At 63.4% G+C, this 13667-nt stretch carries 15 protein-coding genes and 2 tRNA genes; 8 read left to right on the plus strand and 9 right to left on the minus strand.

The features are described from left to right. The 5 genes from ACOJB8_RS35445 to ACOJB8_RS35465 all read right to left on the minus strand — a co-directional run bounded on the left by ACOJB8_RS35445 (window position 1) and on the right by ACOJB8_RS35465 (window position 4553). Entirely contained in the window at window positions 1-894 is an 894-nt protein-coding gene (locus tag ACOJB8_RS35445; RefSeq protein WP_368617312.1) for a c-type heme family protein, read from the minus strand. Between the two features lie 19 nt (window positions 895-913). Beyond that, window positions 914-1750 (minus strand): hypothetical protein, encoded by an 837-nt coding sequence (locus tag ACOJB8_RS35450; RefSeq protein WP_368617313.1) that lies wholly within the window; start codon window positions 1748-1750, stop codon window positions 914-916. Window positions 1751-1822: 72 nt separating this feature from the next. Then, window positions 1823-2755 (minus strand): anti-sigma factor family protein, encoded by a 933-nt coding sequence (locus ACOJB8_RS35455; protein ID WP_368617314.1) that lies wholly within the window; start codon window positions 2753-2755, stop codon window positions 1823-1825. Next, window positions 2752-3297, minus strand: a complete 546-nt coding sequence (locus ACOJB8_RS35460) for an RNA polymerase sigma factor (RefSeq protein WP_069268879.1) — start codon at window positions 3295-3297, stop codon at window positions 2752-2754. Before ACOJB8_RS35460 ends, ACOJB8_RS35455 begins: the two co-directional genes overlap by 4 nt. A 182-nt stretch (window positions 3298-3479) precedes the next feature. Beyond that, entirely contained in the window at window positions 3480-4553 is a 1074-nt protein-coding gene (locus ACOJB8_RS35465) for a catalase family peroxidase (protein ID WP_069268880.1), read from the minus strand. A gap of 149 nt (window positions 4554-4702) precedes the next feature. Between ACOJB8_RS35465 and ACOJB8_RS35470 the strand changes: the two genes are divergently transcribed. Continuing rightward, window positions 4703-4906 carry an ATP-binding protein gene (locus tag ACOJB8_RS35470; protein WP_368617315.1) on the plus strand — a complete coding sequence of 68 codons (204 nt, stop codon included), beginning with the start codon at window positions 4703-4705 and terminating at the stop codon, window positions 4904-4906. 27 nt (window positions 4907-4933) lie between these two features. Here ACOJB8_RS35470 and ACOJB8_RS35475 read toward each other — a convergent pair. Together ACOJB8_RS35475 and ACOJB8_RS35480 are read right to left on the minus strand one after the other, a co-directional pair. Further along, a tRNA-Gly gene (locus tag ACOJB8_RS35475) sits at window positions 4934-5009 on the minus strand. 5 nt (window positions 5010-5014) lie between these two features. Next, window positions 5015-5090, minus strand: a tRNA-Asn gene (locus ACOJB8_RS35480). Window positions 5091-5212: 122 nt separating this feature from the next. On the opposite strand from ACOJB8_RS35480, the gene ACOJB8_RS35485 reads away from it, so the two are divergent. Next, window positions 5213-5965, plus strand: coding sequence for a pyridoxamine 5'-phosphate oxidase family protein (locus ACOJB8_RS35485; RefSeq protein WP_410860527.1), 753 nt, complete (start codon window positions 5213-5215; stop codon window positions 5963-5965). A 16-nt stretch (window positions 5966-5981) separates the two neighbouring features. On the opposite strand, the gene ACOJB8_RS35490 is transcribed toward ACOJB8_RS35485, so the two are convergent. Next, window positions 5982-7193 (minus strand): GNAT family N-acetyltransferase, encoded by a 1212-nt coding sequence (locus ACOJB8_RS35490; RefSeq protein WP_342947500.1) that lies wholly within the window; start codon window positions 7191-7193, stop codon window positions 5982-5984. Between the two features lie 375 nt (window positions 7194-7568). Further along, the gene (locus tag ACOJB8_RS35495; RefSeq protein WP_342947501.1) at window positions 7569-7988 is read right to left on the minus strand and encodes a hypothetical protein; all 420 of its coding nucleotides are present in this window, start codon (window positions 7986-7988) and stop codon (window positions 7569-7571) included. A gap of 507 nt (window positions 7989-8495) precedes the next feature. On the opposite strand from ACOJB8_RS35495, the gene ACOJB8_RS35500 reads away from it, so the two are divergent. From ACOJB8_RS35500 to ACOJB8_RS35525, 6 genes are all read left to right on the plus strand, one after another. Continuing rightward, window positions 8496-9329, plus strand: a complete 834-nt coding sequence (locus ACOJB8_RS35500) for an ABC transporter substrate-binding protein (RefSeq protein WP_368617349.1) — start codon at window positions 8496-8498, stop codon at window positions 9327-9329. 16 nt (window positions 9330-9345) lie between these two features. Beyond that, a complete protein-coding gene (locus tag ACOJB8_RS35505; RefSeq protein ID WP_069268885.1) occupies window positions 9346-10077 on the plus strand; it encodes an amino acid ABC transporter permease in 732 nt (243 codons plus the stop codon). A gap of 35 nt (window positions 10078-10112) precedes the next feature. Then, on the plus strand, window positions 10113-10757 hold the full coding sequence (locus ACOJB8_RS35510; RefSeq protein ID WP_406952021.1) for an amino acid ABC transporter permease: 645 nt from the start codon (window positions 10113-10115) through the stop codon (window positions 10755-10757). Window positions 10758-10893: 136 nt separating this feature from the next. Beyond that, a complete protein-coding gene (locus ACOJB8_RS35515; RefSeq protein WP_368617317.1) occupies window positions 10894-12189 on the plus strand; it encodes an NAD(P)/FAD-dependent oxidoreductase in 1296 nt (431 codons plus the stop codon). Between the two features lie 13 nt (window positions 12190-12202). After that, on the plus strand, window positions 12203-12760 hold the full coding sequence (locus tag ACOJB8_RS35520) for a helix-turn-helix domain-containing protein (RefSeq protein WP_368617318.1): 558 nt from the start codon (window positions 12203-12205) through the stop codon (window positions 12758-12760). Window positions 12761-13366: 606 nt separating this feature from the next. Continuing rightward, window positions 13367-13645: an HU family DNA-binding protein gene (locus ACOJB8_RS35525; protein WP_028207645.1), complete on the plus strand. Its 279-nt coding sequence runs from the start codon at window positions 13367-13369 to the stop codon at window positions 13643-13645. Window positions 13646-13667 lie beyond the last annotated feature (22 nt).

Here is a 13667-nt window from a genome sequence, read left to right on the forward strand (position 1 = left end):
TTACGTCTGCTCTTCGTCGAGAATGCGGAACGCTTCGATGAGGCTGGTCTGCATGCGTCCGAAGGACACCGCAAGCGAGGCGATTTCGTCCGATCCGCCCGTTGGCAGCGTGGTCGCGTCGAGCTTGCCGAGGCTCATTTCGTCGGCGGCGCGTGACAGCGCACGAATGGGACGCGTGATCAGCACGTGCATCATCACGTTCATGACGATCAGCACGACCGCAAACACGGCGGTGAGCGAAAGCATGAACGTGCGCCAGACGGCGCGCCCGCGCGCAATGGGCTGCGCCATCGGCACGGACACGAACTCCGCGCCGATCACCTCGTTCATGGCCCAGCCGAAGCCGTTCGAGGTGCCGTACTTCTCGATCATCGTCGCGGGCGCGGCGTTCGGCGTGCTATGGCACTGCATGCAGGCAGTGTCGGTAATGCTGCTGGGCCGCGCGAGGAAGAACGAACGGCCGCCTGGCGCGTCGCGCTGGCCGGTCAGTTCCTTGAGTTCCGGATGATCGTGCAGATGCCGGATGACGTCGGTCTCCCAGTCGGTCGGGCGGTCGCGCGGATTGGTCGGGTTGAGCATCGTGGCGTTGTACGAGAAGTTCGGGAAGTCCTTTCCCAGCAGTTTGAGCATCTCGATAGCCGAAAACGCGGGGATCGATTCGGGCACGAAGCTGTACTTGATTTGCGTGGCGAGCAACGGCGTGACGTGCGCCGCGGTGTAGCTCTGCATCGACGATGCGGCGCTCGCGAGGATATTGGCGTCGTGCGCGGTTTCTTCGAGCGCCTGCTTTTGCAGCAGACGGTCGGAGACCACGCCGATGACCACCAGCGCGATCGCGAAGATGATCAGGAATACCAGGTTGAATTTGACGCTGAGCGAGAGTCCGGGCTTCATGGCAGTGAAGGATCGAGCCTTAGGGATAGCGCACGTTGTGAACGCCCGGGCGCGCTGGCGGATAGAGCAAGGCGCGCCAGTCGGGCAGGGTATTCAGATGCGCTTGAACATCGTGGCGAAATGCACGATCGGTCAGACGCGAGCGAAAGCGTGCGGGAAAGCTCTTGCGCGCGGGCAGCTTGCTGTCCAGCCACCGCGCGACGTCGCCGTAAGTCGCGGCGTGCGAGGGCGGCGCAATGTGTGCGGGCCTGGCGACGGCGAGCGGCTGCAAGGCGTCGCGAAACGCGACCGGCATGGTCGTGACGAAAGCGTCGGTGGGGCGCGCCGATATTTGCACACGGCCCGTGCTGTCGATGCTCGCGAAACGGCCGTTTGGTAGCGACGTGGGCGGCTTAGCCGCTAATGTCTGCGTGCCGGTTTCGCTGAATACGCTGACCGTTTGCGTGTTATCGGGCGCTGCGATGATCGCCGCCGCGCTCGCTCCAATATCGAGCGATCCGGCTTCCGTGTCCACGCGCACCTGGGCACAAGGCGCGCTTGCGCACGCGGCAGCCGCGATCTTCAGCCAGCCGCTGAGCAAGGCCACATGGGCGTCGGCCATGAGCATCGCGCGAGTTCGCGGACCGAGCGCGACGAGCGTGCCGTGCTCGTCCTGCAGATGCGCAACGCCATCACGCGATTCGAGTAGATCGCCGTCGCGCAAGGTGTCGCCCGCCGCTGCCGAAGTCACGCTCGCGCCGCGCACGACGCCGATGGGTGCATCGCTGCTCGCGAGCCGCCAGGCGGCGTGCGCGGGCGATGCAAGCGCCGCCGCGATGACGATGCCCGCTGCCCAGAGGTGCAAACGATGAATCATGCCGAGCCATTGATCGAGGGTTCCTCAACACAACAGCCCGGCGGCGAAATTATTCCGCGCCTGCCTTGGCGCTTATCCGTTATGCGGCGGTACGGCTTCCTGCGCCTCGCTGAATAGCGCGGCCGTATCGAGGTTGGAGATGCGCTTGCCGAGCGCGGCGAGATCGACATCGCCCGGCTGGCCTATGAGCGCGTAAGTCAGCTCGTTCTGCCGCCATGTGGTGACGCCCATCGAATCGACGGTGCGCGAGGCGACCGCTTCGTCCGGGCGCGCGTCCTTCATCACGCACAACGCGATGGGCGGCCCGCTGCGCGGCAGATAAACGATCTGCACGAGCGGCTTGTCGTGAAAGCGCAGGCGCTGCACCGACTTGAAGGTGAGCCCTGCGCTGCTCAGGTCGGGCACGCGCAGCGCGAGACGGTCGTCGCGGCGGATGTCGTCGACGACCCTGGCGGCGAGCGCCGGATCGTCCTGCCGGTAGGCGACGGTCTCCCGCGTATAGAGCTTCTGGTAGCCGACCGCCGCCTTCACCCACGGCGACAGGTCCGATGCGCTCGCGAGTTGCGAGGCGCCGGAGCCCTGGCCCGCAGGCCCGAACAGCGCATCGAAGCGCACGAACTGGCCGGCCAGGAACGCGCCCGCCACGCAGGCCGCCGCGAGCCAGACCGGCACGCGGCGCAGGCGCGATCTCACGGGCGCGGGGGGGTGTTGTTCCGCGGCTGGTATCGCCGCGTCGTTTGCGCTCGAAGACGGTTGCGCGGGTTGCCCGGTTTGTGCGGTTTGTGCGCGCACCCTATCCTCGATGGCAATGCGCAGCGATTCGGGCACGGGCGGCAGCGTTTGCTGAGCGAAGGCGCCGGCGAAATCGACCTGCGAGGTGCGCAGCAGCGTAAGCTTCTTGCGCGCCTCGGCGGACTCGCGCAACTGCGCTTCGATCGCGGCGCGCTCGTCCGGCGACAGGCGGCCGTCCACATAGGCGAGTAACTGTGCGTCGTCGGCAATCATGCGAGTGAGTCCTTCTGCTGCGGGGCGGGCGGCGCCTTGGGCGCTGCACCGCTGAACATGGCGCCGACCGATTGCCGCGCTCGCGAGAGCCGGCTCATCACGGTGCCGATGGGTACCTTGAGCACGTCGGCGGCCTGCTGGTACGTCATGCCTTCGACCGCGACGAGTAGCATCACCACACGCTGGGCTTCGGGCAGGCGCTCGACTGCCTCGATGATCTGGCTGTGCATGAGTTGCGTTTCGGGGCCGTTATCGACGGGATCGGGGAGATTTTCGAGGAAATCGTCGTCCCATTCGAAGCTCGCGCGCTTGCGCACGCTGCGGGCTCGAAGTTCGTTGATCCATGTGGAATGCATGATGGAGTACATCCAGCTCAGGGGAGCCGTGTCGGGTCGAAGCTGATGAGCGCGTTCGAGCCCGCGCAGGCAGGCGCGTTGCACGAGGTCTTCGGCGTCGTGCTGGTCCCCGGACAGGCGCAGCGCAAACGCCCACAGCCGCGGAATCATGGCGGGTAGCATGCCCGGTAAGTCTGTACCGCTCATCGAAGGGTTTTCTCCACGATCCCCGTTCAATCCGGACTGGCGTGCGCTGCGGTCGTGTGCGACCGTCTGGTCAAGGGCGCGCGGCTCGGGCCATTTTGGTGAACTAGAAACGAAACACCTGGCCGTTGGACTTTATTCCATGCTTTCGTTTGGGTTGCGTTTGGGTTGCGTTTGCGCCGCCTTCAGCGGGCTTTGACGCGGGCGTGCGCTTCTTCGCTCGTGCGGCGGTCGAACGACACCGCGTAAGCGGCCGCGCGCGCGGCGAGCAGCGGGTCGTCCGAGGGCGCAATGCCCACCGGCAGCACCGTTGGGTCGAAATTGATGTCGCGGCAGGGGCCGTCGATCTGCGACTGTGCATGCTCGATGACGATGGTACCCGCATCGACGCGGTGCTGCTCGCGTTCGGCGGGCCAGGTCCGGGTGGCATCGTCCACCGGGTCGCCCGCGCCCGCGGGCGTCAGCATGAGGTGCCAGCGCACGGGAGCCGACTTCAATTGCACTTTCAGGTCGTGCGCGAGAAAGTCGGGGTCTCTCGCATTCGAGTTCCGGGTGTCCAGCGCCGCGTAAGGCGTATCGGGCACGACACTCCAGCGCACGAATCGCATGTTGCCGCTTGCGTCAGTGAAGCGAAACGCATCGATGCTGTAATAGCTCGCGTTATAGAACGCGGAGGACGGCGCATGCGCGGCGAGCCAGTCGCGCAGTGCGCGAGTTTCGGGGTGGCTCGCAAAGAACGCGTCGAGTCTCGCGGGGTCGGGACGGCCTGTGAGCGTGTCGTGCTCCATTGCCTCTTGCAGTTCGTAAACCGCTTGCGGCGTGCGCACCGCGAATACGGGCGCGGAATTCATGCCAGTGCGCCATTGCTCGCCGTCGCGCATCGCGAAGCGCAGCGCAAAGCTGCGCACGGTCGTGTCCGCGTCGTCTTCAGCAGGATTGCCGCCGGGCGCGGAGAAGCGACCAATCAACGGCGTGCGTCCGCGCTCGAATACGCTCGCGCGAGAAAGCGCCGTGCCGTTGCCGTTGCTGTCGAAATAGCCGCTCACGCAGATGCCTTTCGCATGATTGCGGCGAAATCCGGGATGCTTGCCGGCTGTGCGTTCGAAGACGTCGATGAGCCGGTCAGGCGTGAGCGCGGCCTGGGCGCCGGGCCAGTGTATCCAGCCCGCGGTCCATGCGAACGCCGCGGCAAATGCCGCTAGCGTGAACGCAATGAATGCGTACCGGACAAGAAGTTGCGAAAGCGAAAGACGGGACATAAATCAGCGCAGGGGCCTCATACAGCCGCTGATGCATCGAAAGGCCCTCTATGAATCTCGTGCGTTGCCGTCGTGCGGCGAGGCCGTTATGGTAATCCGCTTGCGGCTATTCAGTGTGCACTGAACGACGAAGGTATTCCTATGTATCGGTGCCGCGAAGGTCGCGCACCCATCTGATCGACTCGCTCGCGACTACCAAAGACGCGGGCATGGGGATGGGACTGTCGATCTGCAAGTCGATTGTCGAGGCGCACGGCGGACAGATCGAAGCGACTTCGCTGGAGGGGAAAGGGGCGTGCTTCCGGTTTTCGCTGCCTCGAGGCAGGGGCACGCGCGCTTGGACGCGGTGCTGATCGCAGGCGGATGGCCTTAATGGATGCTGGAGCGGGAGACGAGTCTCGAACTCGCGACCTCAACCTTGGCAAGGTTGCGCTCTACCAACTGAGCTACTCCCGCATCTCTGGCTCCCCGACCTGGGCTCGAACCAGGGACCTACGGATTAACAGTCCGGCGCTCTACCGACTGAGCTATCGGGGAATCAAGGAGGCCGGATTGTACAGGAGATTTTTTGATCCTGCAGCTTTTTCCTGACAAATCTCGATGAGGTGTCTTGCGGAAGATTTGTGGCTCCACCGCACCAGGCAAGTCTGGATCTACCCATGGGGCCACGGCTTGTCTATCGTAGGCGGCATCTCAACCCGAACCATCGAGGAAGCCAAACGATGTCCCTTGCCGATGCCGTCAACGACCCTGCCGCCGACAGCGCAGCACCTTCGCAACGCACACGTGTGCGCCGGATCGCGCGGCGCGCGCACTATGATGCGGCGACGCTGAATGCGATTCTTGACGAAGCCTACGTCTGCCACGTCGCCTTCAGCGACGAGCACGGCGTGCATTGCATTCCCACCGCATGCTGGCGCGAAGGCGATCATCTCTATATTCACGGTTCGAACGGCAGCCGCATGCTGCGCCTGGCGGCCGAGGGCGCCGAGGTTTGCGTGACCGTCACGCATCTCGATGGACTCGTGCTCGCGCGCTCGGCGTTCAACCATTCGATGAACTATCGTTCCGCCGTGATTTACGGTGTGTTCGAGGTGGTGACGGAAGAGCACAAGGCTGCCGTGCTCGATGCCTTCATGGAGCACATCGCGCCGGGCCGCAGGCATGAAGTGCGAGCGGGCAATCGCAAGGAACTGGCAGCGACCACGGTCATGCGCATTGCGCTCGCGGAGTCCGTGACGAAGATCCGCGCGGGCGGCCCGAAGGACGACGAGGATGACATGGATCGGCCGGTCTGGGCAGGTGTGCTGCCGTTGACGCTCGCACCGTTGCCGCCCGTAGCCGATACCGCAACGCCGGAGCGCGAGGCTCCGGCTTACGTCAAGGCCTGGTCGAACCGGCAGGACGGCTGACCACGGATTGCGGCGTTCAGCGCGCCGACGTGAGGGCGCGCAGCTTCGCGCGCAGCGGGTCGATGGCAAATTCGCGCGCTCTGCGCAATACGCGCCGAGCCTGCTCCGCGGCAAGAGGAAACTCAATGAGCCTGCCACGCCATGTGAGTACGACGAAATGCGATTCGTACCAGCTCTTATGATTCGACCAACGCTCCTTGTAGCTCGAGAAGTATGGGCGGAAGTCGAAATCACGGCCGTTCGCGAGCGCCCATCGCGCCATGCTGTCGACCAGCAGGTTGCCGACGGAGCGGGCGGCATAGGCCTCGTCATAGGTCGTGATGAAATACTCCAGTCTGCGCGGCCCGGTCAGATTGACGGATGCCGCAATGGGAATGCCGTCCAGTTTGACGAACGAGACCAGTGGAGTCGTAGCGAGATCGGTCCGCCCGGCGAGTTCGATGAAGAAGTCGCGCACGTCGTCGTTCATCAGATAAGGCGCGTCGAGGCCGCGAGATAGCACCCAGTTGCGCTTCGTCGCAAAGAGCCATGTGAGGACCGTTCGGGCGTCTTCGACGTCCTTGCACCAGCCATATTCCACCGCGCCGTCCTCCGAAAGCCGCCTTGCGAGACGTCTCAATGGGCGACGCAGCGAGTCGGGCCTCGTCGCGATGAAGGCGTCGAAGGTGGGGAACCGGGACAGCTCCATGGAGTACCCGGACAGCAGGCGCCAGCGTTCCGGAAGCGCGCGTAAGACCCACGACAGAGGCGCACGCGAGAGCGCCTCGTGAAGGGGGCCGTTGCATTCGACGAAGCGTATCTCCAGCACGTCGGCGTCGACGCTGCGCAACGCATCGACGGCGGCGTCATAGAAGCGCCCGTCGCCTCGATCGGATACGAGCGGGCCGCCATATTCCTCGTTGCTTCCGCAGCCGAGTGCGCGCGCGATCCGGCATGCGCCTTCGCGCGCAATGCACAACGGCCAGAGCGCGACGAGCGCGGCGCCGTCGTAGACGAGCGCGACATTGACCGCCGCGCCGCGCGCAAACGCCTTGGCGGCTGCAAGTTCGCAATAGGCAAACTCGAGTGTCGCCGGACACGTCGTGCAGACGGCCTCCCAGGAAGAGCGCAGTTTCAGGAAGTCCGCGTGGGTGCTGCATACGCGGATCTCGTGGCGAAGACTACCCGTGTTCGCGCGGGCGGTGACGTCGGGAAGGAAAGCAGTCTCGGTCGGTGAGTTTCGCATCATGTTGTCCCGGTAGTCCGATTCAGTGGAGCGCCAATCTCACATTTTCCTTATCGCTATGGACTCCGAACGAGAGATACGTATGATCATCGGAGGCATATCCATATGATCCATCGAAATAACTCGCGCAGCGCGGGAAAGTATTCCGATTGCTTGAAATTGGCGGCGGACGACTAATGCGTGGTGCAATCGCGGTAAGAGGAATGTGGAAGTGCGGTAAAACGCACCGCACCATCGCATGAATTCGCCTGGCCTTCGGCATGAGTTGCCGCTCGATTAGTCGGTTGAATGATCAACCAGGTGGAGATCCGACCGACGACGAACGCGGGCGACTACCGAGCCCGCAAGATTTGATTGTGGGTAGTCGCTCGGTCCCGGTCAGGCGATGGCGGACCAGAGCATGCTGGCGATTGCGACGAGGTAGAAGACAGCCGTGATGATTGCCGCCACGCGTAGCGGCCGGCCGACTGCCGAACTGCCGGTGATAATGACGAGGCTTATCCCGATGCCGATCAGGGCGAGCACGAAGAGTCGCGGCAGCAGGCTCCAGCCATCCAGCCCAACCTTGAAGATCGACCAGCCCAGGGCGGCAACGAACATGCCGAAATACCACCACAGTCCCGCCGAGCGGTTCCATAGCATGAGGATGCCAGCGCCGATCAGTGCAACGCCGGCGACGAAGTAATAAGGCGCGTGGCCCATCCAGGGTATCCACCCGCCCAGCACTGCGAAAGCCGCGCCGACGAGGATGATCCATTCTGCGGTCTCGGCAGGAGACGTCCAGCGGCGGTAAGACATAAAGGTCCCCCAAATGCAGACAAACCGGGCTTTGCAGCGAGCCTTGCTGAGGACCGAAACTGACTCATCGGCTCACCGATGAAGAAGCTCAATGCAAAGTCCCACGTTGATGCTAAGCAGCCGATGTGCCCAGGTCAAGGGTGATAACCCCATTTAGTTGTAAGAACCTCGGAACCTATTCGCATTCAATTTTCTCGCGCGAAATAAATGCACGTCGACGGCATTGGCGATAGTCGACATTACCGCATCCTATGGATTTTCCCGGCAAGAGTTGCAGCGCGAGGCTGCATGCAAAAAAGCATGCGTCAACATTACTTGCGGCAGGTGGTGCGGGTATGGGCATCGGATCGCTGTATCTCGGCGCTTATAGCGAGGCATAAGCGACCGTTGCAGCGTGCCGTTGGCCATATCGCCGGCAGCGCTTTCGATCTGAAAAAAACTTGGTTCGTTCGCACCCGTCATGCGGATAGGCTGCGTACCTCAACGAGAAAAGAAGGAAAACCGATAATGAAAAGCAGCATCTGGGGCGCAGTGCCAGGCGCACTGTTGACGGCACTTCTGGTCGTGGCATCGACGTCCGCGCATGCGGATCGTCTGGACGACATCAAGCGGGCGGGCGTGTTGCGCGTCGCTGCATTCGACAGCAATCCGCCGTTCGGTTTCGTCGATCCGAAAGACAATCAGATCGTTGGGCTCGACGTGGACTATGCGCGCGCCGTCGCCAAAAACCTGGGTGTGAAGCTCGAAGTTCAGCCCACCAATCCCGCCAATCGCATTGCGTTTCTGAAGTCGGGAAAGGTCGATCTGGTATTCGCCAACTTTACGATTACCGACGATCGCAGGAAGGAAGTCGATTTCAGCACGCCATACTTCGCTTCGGGCACCCAGTTCATTGCGAAGAAGGGCGTGCTGAAGTCTTCGGAACAGCTCAATAGTCTGCGTATCGGCGCGGATAAAGGCACGACCAACGAACAGCAGGTGCGGGCGAAATTCCCGGGTGCAACCATCGTCGCGTACGATGACACACCTTTCGCTTTTGCCGCACTGCGTACGGGCAACGTGCAAGCCATCACGCAGGACGGCCCGAAGCTCGTCGCGCTGCTGGCACGCGCGCCGGACAAGGCGGGCTACGAGATTTCCCCGTTCACGATCTCGAACGACTACGAAGGCGTTGGCGTACCCAAAGGCGAGACGCGTCTGCTCGATGCGGTGAACAACACGCTGACTCACCTGGAGAGCGACGGCGAGGCCGCGCAGATTTACGACAAGTGGTTCGGCCCGAAGAGTGCGGCGCCGCTGCCCCGTCTCTTCAAGATCGGCGACCCGCAAAAGAACGGCTGAGCGCGGCGCCTGATTCATGCATAACTGGCTTGACCCGAAGTATCTCGCGTGGCTCGAACAAGGTTTCTTCGTCACGCTGATGCTCTCTGCCTGCACGGCGTCGTGCGCGACGCCGCTGGGCTTTCTGCTCGCGGTTGCGCGCACGGCCCGCACTCGCGCGATTGCGCGCGCGGCGGCGCTCTACGTGTTCGTCTTCCGCAATTCTCCTCTGCTCGTTCAATTGCTGTTCTGGTACTTCGGTGTCGCGGCCGTGCTGCCGTCCGGCTGGATGAGCTGGCTTAACACGCCGCACCTGGCGACGTTTGGGCCGCTTACGCTGCGCTGGCCGAGTTTCGAACTGTTCGCCGGCTGGGTTGGATTGACGTGCTACACCACGGCGTTCATCGGCGAAGAGTTTCTGGCCGGCATGCGCGGCGTGAACCGCGCACAGTGGCAGGCGGCTGCGGCGCTTGGCATGCGCCGCTACGCGATCCTGCGCTACGTGATCCTGCCACAGGCGTTGCGCATTGCCACGCCGCCGCTCGCTGGCCAATACATGAACGTGATCAAAAATTCGTCGCTGACGATGGCGATAGGGGTGGGCGAGCTGTCATACATGTCGCGGCAGGTCGATACCGAAAGCTTCAGGACCTTTCAGGCATTCGGCACAGCGACCGTATTCTATGTGCTCGCCATCGCAGTTATCGAAGTCGCGCTGGTGCTCTGGCAGCGTGCCGGCCTGCACGGTTTGCAGCGAGGCCGTGCGTGAACGAGTTCGCGTGGTTACCGGCTTTGCGCTATTTGATGATCGGCGCGTTTCCGGCGGGACCGCTGGGAGGCGTTGCGCTGACGATCGCGCTCTCGGTGGTGTCGGCTCTGCTCGCAGCGCTGACCGGATTCGCGCTCGGCGTTGCGCTCGCCATGACGCGCGGCGTCGTCCGTCTCGTGCTGACCGCCGTGGTCGCATTCTTTCGCGCGATACCCGTGTTGATGCTGATCTTCTGGACCTTCTTCCTGATGCCGATCCTGCTGCACGTCGACGTTCCTGGTCTTGCGACGGTCGTGTGCGCGCTCGCGCTGATCGGCGGCGCGTATCTGTCGCATTCGGTTTATGCGGGCATCACGTCGATTGGCGCGGGGCAGCGGCAGGCAGCGCTTTCGCTTGGCTTGACGCGCTGGCAGGCATTGCGCGAAGTCATCCTGCCGCAAGCCGTGCGGGTGATGATGCCGTCGTTCGTCAATCAGTGGGTGTCGTTGATCAAGGATACGTCGCTCGCCTATATCGTCGGCGTGCCCGAATTCACCTTCCTCGCCAATCAGCTCAATAACCGTCTGCTGGTGTACCCGGCGCAAATCTTCCTGTTCGTCGGGTTCGTGTATCTGCTGCTGTGCGGTGCGTTGCAATGGGGCGCCAATGCGTTCCTCGCGCGCCGTGAGCCGGGCTTTTAACGATGGGCACAAATGTTGGATCTCGGGTAAGCCGGTTCCGGGGAACGTCGCCACCGGGAATACGCCGATTTGCATGCGTGAAATTGTTGTGTTAGTTTTTCATGAAATTTATCATGAAAAATTTCACAGACGTGCCATGTTCGCCGAATCGACCCGTCATATTGAAAGCTATTACGCACGTCGCTTCGCCCAGAGCGGCGCGCTGCCCGAGCGCCCCGCGCTGGCGGGCGATTACTACGCCGACGTGCTGGTCGTAGGGGCAGGCTTCAGCGGCTTGCACACCGCGTTGCGGCTTGCGCTCGCCGGGCGCCGCGTCGCGGTCGTCGAGGCGAGCCGCGTGGCTTGGGCCGCCTCTGGCCGCAATGGCGGGCAAGCGCTGCTCGGCTGGTCGTGCGATATGCCGCCGTTCGTGCAGGCGCTGGGTCTGGCGGGGGCGCGGGAGCTGTGGGACAGCATGCGCTGGGCCGCCGCCGAAGTGCGCGAATTGCCCGGGCGGCACGGCTTCGACATCGACTACCGGCCAGGCAGCCTGTGGGCGGCGGTGCGGCGTTCGCGTGTCGCCATGCTCGAAGCCGCGCGCGACGAGGCCGCGCACAAGTGGGGCTACGAACGCCTGCGACTCATTGGCGAGCCGGAGATGCCGGAGTGGATCGGCAGTCGCCGTTATCGCGCGGCGCTCTACGATCCCGAGGCGGGGCATCTCGATCCGCTCAAGCTGGCGCTCGGCCTCGCCGACGCCATTGAGCGCGCGGGCGGCGTCATCTTCGAGCAAAGCCGGGTGCTCGCGTATCGCGAAACGCCGGGCGGCTGCGTGGCGAGCACGCGGGAAGGCACGGTGCGCGCCGGCACGCTGGTGCTCGCCTGCAACGCCTACATCGACCGGCTCGATAGCGATCTGGCAAGCCGCGTGCTGCCTGTGGGCACCTGGCAGATCGCCACGCGCAGGCTCGACCCTGCACTTGCCCGCTCGCTTTTGCCGCGCAACAGTTGCGTGATCGACAATCAGTTCGTGCCTGACTACTTTCGCCTGAGCCCGGACGATCGCCTGCTCTTTGGCGGCGCGTGCACGTATCTCGGCGGTATCCCGAAGGACATCGGCGCCGCGATCCGCCCGAGTCTCGAGCGCGCGTTTCCGCAGCTGCGCGGCATCGAATTCGAGTACGCGTGGGGCGGCCATATCGACATCAGCATCCGCCGCACGCCCGACGTCGGTCGCGAACGCGATCGCTACTGGCTGCAAGGCTTTTCCGGGCACGGCATTCTGCCTACGCTCGCGGCGGCGCGCGCTGTTGCCGACGCCATCCTCGGCGAACCGCACTTGCTCTCGCTCTATGAGCGCATTCATAATCCGCGCTTTCCGGGCGGCGAGCGCTTCGCCGCGCCGCTCGAGGCGCTCGGTAAGCTGTGGTATCGCCTGCGCGACGTCGTGTGACAGAGAGAACCGCATGGACCAGCAGGACGAAATCGAAGGCCTCGCGATCCTCATTCGCGATCTGCGCAAGCACAAGAAGGTGACGCTCGCCGAACTCGCGCAAAAGATCGGCCGCTCGGTGGGCTTTCTTTCGCAGGTCGAGCGGGGGCTTTCGCGGCCCACGGTGGCGGATCTCACGTCCATCGGCGAGGCGCTGCAGACGCCCACCACGTACTTCTATAGCGTGAGCATGCCGCGCGAACTGCCGTGGGTCACGCGACCAGGCGAGCGGCGCACGCTCTACTATGGCGGCGGCATTACGGACGTGCTCGTTTCGCCCAGCATGTCGTCGGGGTTCTCGATGCTGGAGAGCCGGCTCGAACCCGGCGCGACGAGCGGCGAGCGCCCCGTGGACGACAGCGACGAGCAGGGCGGCTTCGTGCTCGAAGGCGAGCTGACGATCTGGGTAGAGGACAGCGAAGAACCCGTGACGCTGCGGGCCAACGACAGCTTCCAGTTGCCGGCGCGTTGCCGCTTTCGCTACGCCAATCTCGCCGATGTGCCCGCGCGCGTGCTTTGGGTTTTCACCTGAGCCCGGCTGTCGCGATCGAAGGCGACGAGTCCACAGGTAATCAGCATCACTGATCAATACAGCCACGGATAGCGAGATTTCCTTTGGTGCAGACGCCACCAAAGTCGAAAGGCGTTCACGCTGCCTTACGTTGCGCAACTGAAAGACAGGATGCGATTCGGGCCGCCGCGATCCGCATTCTGGAGGACGGCTCATACATTCGCCCCCGTCGACCCAGTCCGCCTGGCTCACCAGACGCCGGCCCGAGCGATGCTTCCGGAGGGTGACAGCAGGCTGGCGGCGCATTTTTTTTCTGGCTCGGTCACAACCGGAAATATTCCCGGTTTTCGCTATGCGTCAGCGGCCATCTGCACGAACCATTCCTGTATAAACCCGTTTTAAACCGCCGCAATGTCGTTTTTGCGCATTTTTGCCAATTTTTAACGTGTTTTTGTCTACACACTGACGCCGTGTTGTGCTATTGATTCGGCTTTCGCCGTCATGCGCGTGGGAGGCAAAACACGTGCCGGGCGGGCGATCGGCGCGTTTCCATATGCAACGCGATTTGCCTGTTTTGCCCGCGTGAGGTAGGGTATGCAGGTTTTCTCAACTCAACACAGGTAGCAGATGAACAAACAGGAACTCATTGACGCAGTCGCCGCTAGCACGGGCGAGACCAAGGCAGCGACGGGTGCAGCCATCGACGCGATCCTCGACGTCGTCACGCGTGCGGTCACCTCGGGTGACTCCGTGCAACTCGTCGGCTTCGGCTCGTTCTCGACTGGCCAGCGTGCCGCCCGCGTGGGCCGCAACCCTGCCACGGGCGCGGAGATCCAGATTGCCGCCGCCAAGACGGTGAAGTTCACCGCTGGCAAGGCATTCAAGGACGCCGTCAACGCGTCGTGATGCCAGGTCCGCCGTCCTGGCG

Source organism: Paraburkholderia sp. BR10141, assembly GCF_056155635.1.

Excerpts from the sequence above, each read along its gene's own strand:
- ACOJB8_RS35445 (WP_368617312.1), bottom strand. The coding sequence starts at position 894 with ATGAAGCCCGGACTCTCGCTCAGCGTCAAATTCAACCTGGTATTCCTG.
- ACOJB8_RS35450 (WP_368617313.1), bottom strand. The coding sequence starts at position 1,750 with ATGATTCATCGTTTGCACCTCTGGGCAGCGGGCATCGTCATCGCGGCG.
- ACOJB8_RS35455 (WP_368617314.1), bottom strand. The coding sequence starts at position 2,755 with ATGATTGCCGACGACGCACAGTTACTCGCCTATGTGGACGGCCGCCTG.
- ACOJB8_RS35460 (WP_069268879.1), bottom strand. The coding sequence starts at position 3,297 with ATGAGCGGTACAGACTTACCGGGCATGCTACCCGCCATGATTCCGCGG.
- ACOJB8_RS35465 (WP_069268880.1), bottom strand. The coding sequence starts at position 4,553 with ATGTCCCGTCTTTCGCTTTCGCAACTTCTTGTCCGGTACGCATTCATT.
- ACOJB8_RS35485 (WP_410860527.1), top strand. The coding sequence starts at position 5,213 with ATGGGGCCACGGCTTGTCTATCGTAGGCGGCATCTCAACCCGAACCAT.
- ACOJB8_RS35490 (WP_342947500.1), bottom strand. The coding sequence starts at position 7,193 with ATGATGCGAAACTCACCGACCGAGACTGCTTTCCTTCCCGACGTCACC.
- ACOJB8_RS35495 (WP_342947501.1), bottom strand. The coding sequence starts at position 7,988 with ATGTCTTACCGCCGCTGGACGTCTCCTGCCGAGACCGCAGAATGGATC.
- ACOJB8_RS35500 (WP_368617349.1), top strand. The coding sequence starts at position 8,496 with ATGAAAAGCAGCATCTGGGGCGCAGTGCCAGGCGCACTGTTGACGGCA.
- ACOJB8_RS35505 (WP_069268885.1), top strand. The coding sequence starts at position 9,346 with ATGCATAACTGGCTTGACCCGAAGTATCTCGCGTGGCTCGAACAAGGT.
- ACOJB8_RS35510 (WP_406952021.1), top strand. The coding sequence starts at position 10,113 with ATGATCGGCGCGTTTCCGGCGGGACCGCTGGGAGGCGTTGCGCTGACG.
- ACOJB8_RS35515 (WP_368617317.1), top strand. The coding sequence starts at position 10,894 with ATGTTCGCCGAATCGACCCGTCATATTGAAAGCTATTACGCACGTCGC.
- ACOJB8_RS35520 (WP_368617318.1), top strand. The coding sequence starts at position 12,203 with ATGGACCAGCAGGACGAAATCGAAGGCCTCGCGATCCTCATTCGCGAT.
- ACOJB8_RS35525 (WP_028207645.1), top strand. The coding sequence starts at position 13,367 with ATGAACAAACAGGAACTCATTGACGCAGTCGCCGCTAGCACGGGCGAG.